Annotated in this window: 3 protein-coding genes; 2 read left to right on the forward strand and 1 reads right to left on the reverse strand. The window is 31.7% G+C overall.

Features of this window, described 5'->3' with window-relative positions; all coding sequences use genetic code 11:
- The first annotated feature begins 480 nt into the window (after positions 1-480).
- Complete coding sequence (locus BPMYX0001_RS28835) at positions 481-1,227, forward strand: ABC transporter ATP-binding protein (RefSeq protein WP_002130391.1); 747 nt, start codon at positions 481-483, stop codon at positions 1,225-1,227.
- Positions 1,228-1,244: 17 nt separating this feature from the next.
- Positions 1,245-3,815, forward strand: coding sequence for an ABC transporter permease (locus tag BPMYX0001_RS28840; RefSeq protein ID WP_006097675.1), 2,571 nt, complete (start codon positions 1,245-1,247; stop codon positions 3,813-3,815).
- 531 nt (positions 3,816-4,346) lie between these two features.
- Here the strand turns inward: BPMYX0001_RS28840 and BPMYX0001_RS28845 are convergent.
- Positions 4,347-4,598, reverse strand: a 252-nt coding sequence (locus BPMYX0001_RS28845) for an AbrB/MazE/SpoVT family DNA-binding domain-containing protein (RefSeq protein ID WP_244268573.1), incomplete at its 5' end; no start/stop codon positions are given.

Consider the following 4,598-nt stretch of genomic DNA (forward strand, 5'->3'; position numbering starts at 1 on the left):
AAATAGTAAGGATGGCGTTTTTTTCGTTTTATAGATACAATTTTTCTTTAGCTCGATGAGCATACGGCAGGATCAAAGGTATAAGAAATATAAAAGGTGTAGAAAATTGTCAAAAAATACAAAAATATTATTGAATATATTTTAATAGTATTATATCATAAGGAATATTATGGTATAAAATATGTAATTTCAACTAAAAAAGTAATTAGAACAATTATTTGCGAAAAATATTATTTCCTAACAATTGACGAATTCAGAAATGCTTTTGACGTAGTAAAAGGCTGTGGTTTTGAAGTTTGGTTAAATAACTACTCCTACACTGTAGTTGGTGGTATTTGCAAAGATAGTACACCAGGTGAATAAGTAGAGTGCTAATTAAACCTTAATATACTATAAAACAACAGGTATCTATTACTTTTTCATTAAGAAGAAAGTAATAGATACCTGTTGTTTTATAAATACTAATATAGGGAGACATTTATGGGGATTATAGAAGTTAAGAATTTAGAGAAATCATTTTTCATTGAAAAGAAAATGATAAACATCCTGAAAGGGGTAAATCTTGAAGTAAAGCAAGGAGAATTCCTATGTATCATGGGTGCGAGTGGCTCAGGTAAAACTACTTTGTTGCAATTACTTGGGGGGATAGATCAAACGACAAAAGGAGAAGTTAAAATAGGGGATACAGAAATCTCAATGATGAATGAAAAAGAATTGGCACTATTCCGAAGAAGGAAAATAGGATTCATTTTTCAGCAGTTTAACTTAATACCTATTTTTAATGCGGAAGAAAATGTTACCCTTCCTTTATTATTGGATAATGTCGAACAACAAAAAGCCACAAATCAAGCAAAAAAACTTTTGAAAATTGTTGGTTTAGAAGGCAAGGAGGAAAATCTTCCTTCTCAACTTTCTGGAGGTCAACAACAACGAGTAGCGATTGCTAGAGCTTTTGCTAATGATCCTGAAATTATATTAGCAGATGAACCGACAGGAGCATTAGATTCTGAAAATAGTAAAAATATAATTACTGTACTTAGGAATGCTTGTGATGACTTAAATCAAACGGCAGTTGTAGTAACACATGATCCTTTTGTAGCAGCTCATGCGGACAGGGTTGTTTTTCTATTGGATGGTTTAATAATTCATGAATACGAGGAAACTAACGAAAAGATTTCAGAGAAAGTTAAGCGTATTCAAGAAATAATGAACACACACTTTCAATAGAATGGGAGGTTTTGAAAATGTGGATTTTCAAATATGCTATAAAATCAATTAAGGAAAACCGATTAAGAACATCACTTATTGCCCTTGGTACAGCTTTAGGTGTTATGTTAGCCACAATGTTGTTACTAGGAAATAATTCTGTCGAAGAAACAGTAAAACAGCAAGTTAAGAACAATTACGGTGACTACAATTTGCAATTCGGTTATATGAAAAATGATCAATATTTAGATGACAAAGAAGTAGATCAAATAAAAAATATTAAAAACCTTAAAACTGTATCAAAGGTATTAATACCATATGTAATACCTAATAAACCGGAAATTTTAAACCAACCGGCGTATTGGGGAGTCGAACCAAATTCACCTGAAATCCGTGCTTATAAGATTGATCAAGGGAGATATCCAGAGAAAGGAGCAGAAGTTGCGATTACAAAATCCTATGTAGAGAAAAATGGGATTAAATTAGGTGAAAAAATTGAAATGCCTTTTCCACCTTTTAATAAAAAAACAGTAACAGTAGTTGGTATTATTAATCCACCAACAATGTCTGCAATGAAGCAAACTGCATTCTTTCCTATTCAGTGGCTACAAAATGAATTGAATTTGAAAAATAAATATAATTTAGTGCAAATAAAAGCGGCTAATGCTAATGAAAAAGCCCTTTTAGTTTCGGAAATAAAAAGCGTGTTAAATGGCGTGAAAATTGATCAACGTTTATATATTGATAAAGCATTTGAACGCTTAAATGTAATGAAACCTTTAATTTGGGGACTAGGTGGAGTTGCCCTATTTGTTGTGGCTCTTTTAGTCATGGGAAGCTTTTTCTTATCTGTACGTGATCGTCTTAAACAATGGGCCTTATTACGTGCCCTTGGAAGTGGATCTGTTCAAATAATAGGTGTAGTCCTACTTGAGTCTTTAATAATTGGTAGTATAGGTTCCTTAATAGGAGTTACAATGGGTACTTTATTTTATCGTTTAGTATCGGGATTGATTAATAGGTGGATAGGAGGGGCAACTGTTGATAGTGAGACTTTTATAATCTCATGGGGCCTATTAATTTCAACTTTTATTGTAGGAATTATGATGTCTATTATAGGGTCTATTATTCCAGCGATGTCTATAAGAAAAATTCCACCTGTAGAAGCTTTTAGACCTGTGATTTTGTCTGTAAATAAAAAGGAAAAGAAAATAAGTATAATTAGTTTCTTTGTAGCGATAGTTGGTATTGGCATTGGAACTTGTGCAACTTTCTTAGAGAAGTTAATTAAAGTAAATATTGGACCTATAGGAGCATTTTTATTTGTAATAGGTTTATTGTTTGCTATACCGTTCATCATTAGAGTTATTACACCAATAATCACTAAACCTTTCCAGCGCGTCTTTCGTATAGAAACTTCCATAAGTAGTCGAAACGTGATACGTAATAGACAAAAAGCAGCGATTTCAGTTGCAATATTATCTTTTGGATTTATGTTAGCGTTGGTGGGAAGTATGTATATGAATTCAATGCAGGAAGGTATGAGGCAAGGGATAAAGAAAAGCATGCCAGCCGATTTATCTATTCGAGTACCAATGTTAGGTCGAGCAAATGAACATATTCCTTTTGAATGGTTAGAAAAAATAAAGCAAATTAAAGGTGTACAAAATACAGCAGCTATTGCAACAGATACCAAATCTGAATTAATTGATTATGATTTCAAAAAGGCTGATCCTGAATGGTACGAATTCGTGCGTAAGAATGATGTTAGCCCAAATATTATGGAGGTTTCTGGAATAGATTTAGCTGCATTTAATGAGATAAAAAAAATTAAAGTAGCATCAGGGCGAAGTTTAGAAGAACCTCTAAAAGAGGGCGAAGGAATTCTTTCAAAGAAAACAGCTGATTATTTAGGGATAAAAATAAATGACAAAATCAAAGTGCAATCAACAGGTCATGAGCCACAGTTTATTAAAATTACATCGATATTAGAACAAAGTTTACAAATGAATACAATGGGAGTATTTGTTAATGAGGAATGGGCAAAAAAGAACTTCCAAATAAAAGGTTATGAATCTATAGAAATAATGGTAGATTCTCATAAGAATATTAATGAAATACAACAGAAGGTTAACCAAGTTATGAAGAATGGAACTAATATAGAACTTATTAATAGTACAGATTTATTAAAGGAACAGCTAACATTGTTAAATCAAATGTTACTATTGATTCAGTTATTAGTTGGTATTATTTTTGTAATTTCTGGTATTGGTTTAATGAATGCAATTATAGCAAGTATATATGAACGTCGTGCTGAAATAAGTATGATTCGAGCTGTTGGTGCAATTCCCGGACAAATGAAAAAAATTATTTGGTTAGAAGGTACTTTTTTAGGAGTAATAGCAAGCATTATTGCAGCGTTTGGTGGAATTATATTTAGTTATATTGTGTTACCTAGTTTGGATTTAAAGATAGTAGATATTCCTTACCTACAAATATTATCTTTGGTCATAGTTAGTATATTATTGGGAACATGTGCAGGGTTAATTGCTGCATATCAAATTAGAAAGTTTAAATTACATGATACATTAAAGGAATTATCATCTTAATTTAAACTTATCAGATTGAGTTTTAAATAACTTTAATAACCTCCTACCAAATCAACAGGTAGGAGGTTATTGTCTTTTGGAGAACAAAATTAAACAACACTATTATTTCTGTACTACACACCAATAGCAAAAGGTATAGATAGATATAAAGGGAGTAGATGTTGTATATGTGTTAATTTATGAGAAAATATAGCAAGACCAGTATTAATGGTTAAAAATCAACGTTCAGCTTGGCACCTACCATGTGTCCATTAACTAAAAAAATTAGTTGTTCCCCAAAACGATAAAAATGAATGTCGGTTTTATAACAAACACAAATTTTTCGTTTAGAGGGTACTTTGGAAAATTAGCTTGATAGCAATGTGGCGCTACCCCTATTACTGTTAAAACGAGAATATAGAACTATCGTAGCACACAGAATTCAAAACAGGGAAAGAATCCCTTGATGAAGTATCTTAATTTATTTATTAAAAATACGGTACGTGAAATTATATAGAGATATCTTAAAAAAGCCCCTCTAAAAGGAGCCAATTATTTTACAAGATTCTTCTGTAATTGCTCTATTATAATCTCTGCACCTGCTAGACTTAGCGTAATCTTTCCGTCTGCTAAAGTAATATTTTCATCAGATACTTCACCTGTTATTGCACAAGCACCATGCGCTTCATATTTTTTCAAGATAATCTTTTCACCTTCTACATAAATCTCTAATGGTGTCTTTTCTTCAATTTCCAACGTGCGCCTTAACTCCATTGGTATAACTATACGTCCTAATGGATCTAA

The organism is Bacillus pseudomycoides DSM 12442 (genome assembly GCF_000161455.1).
GTDB lineage: Bacteria > Bacillota > Bacilli > Bacillales > Bacillaceae_G > Bacillus_A > Bacillus_A pseudomycoides.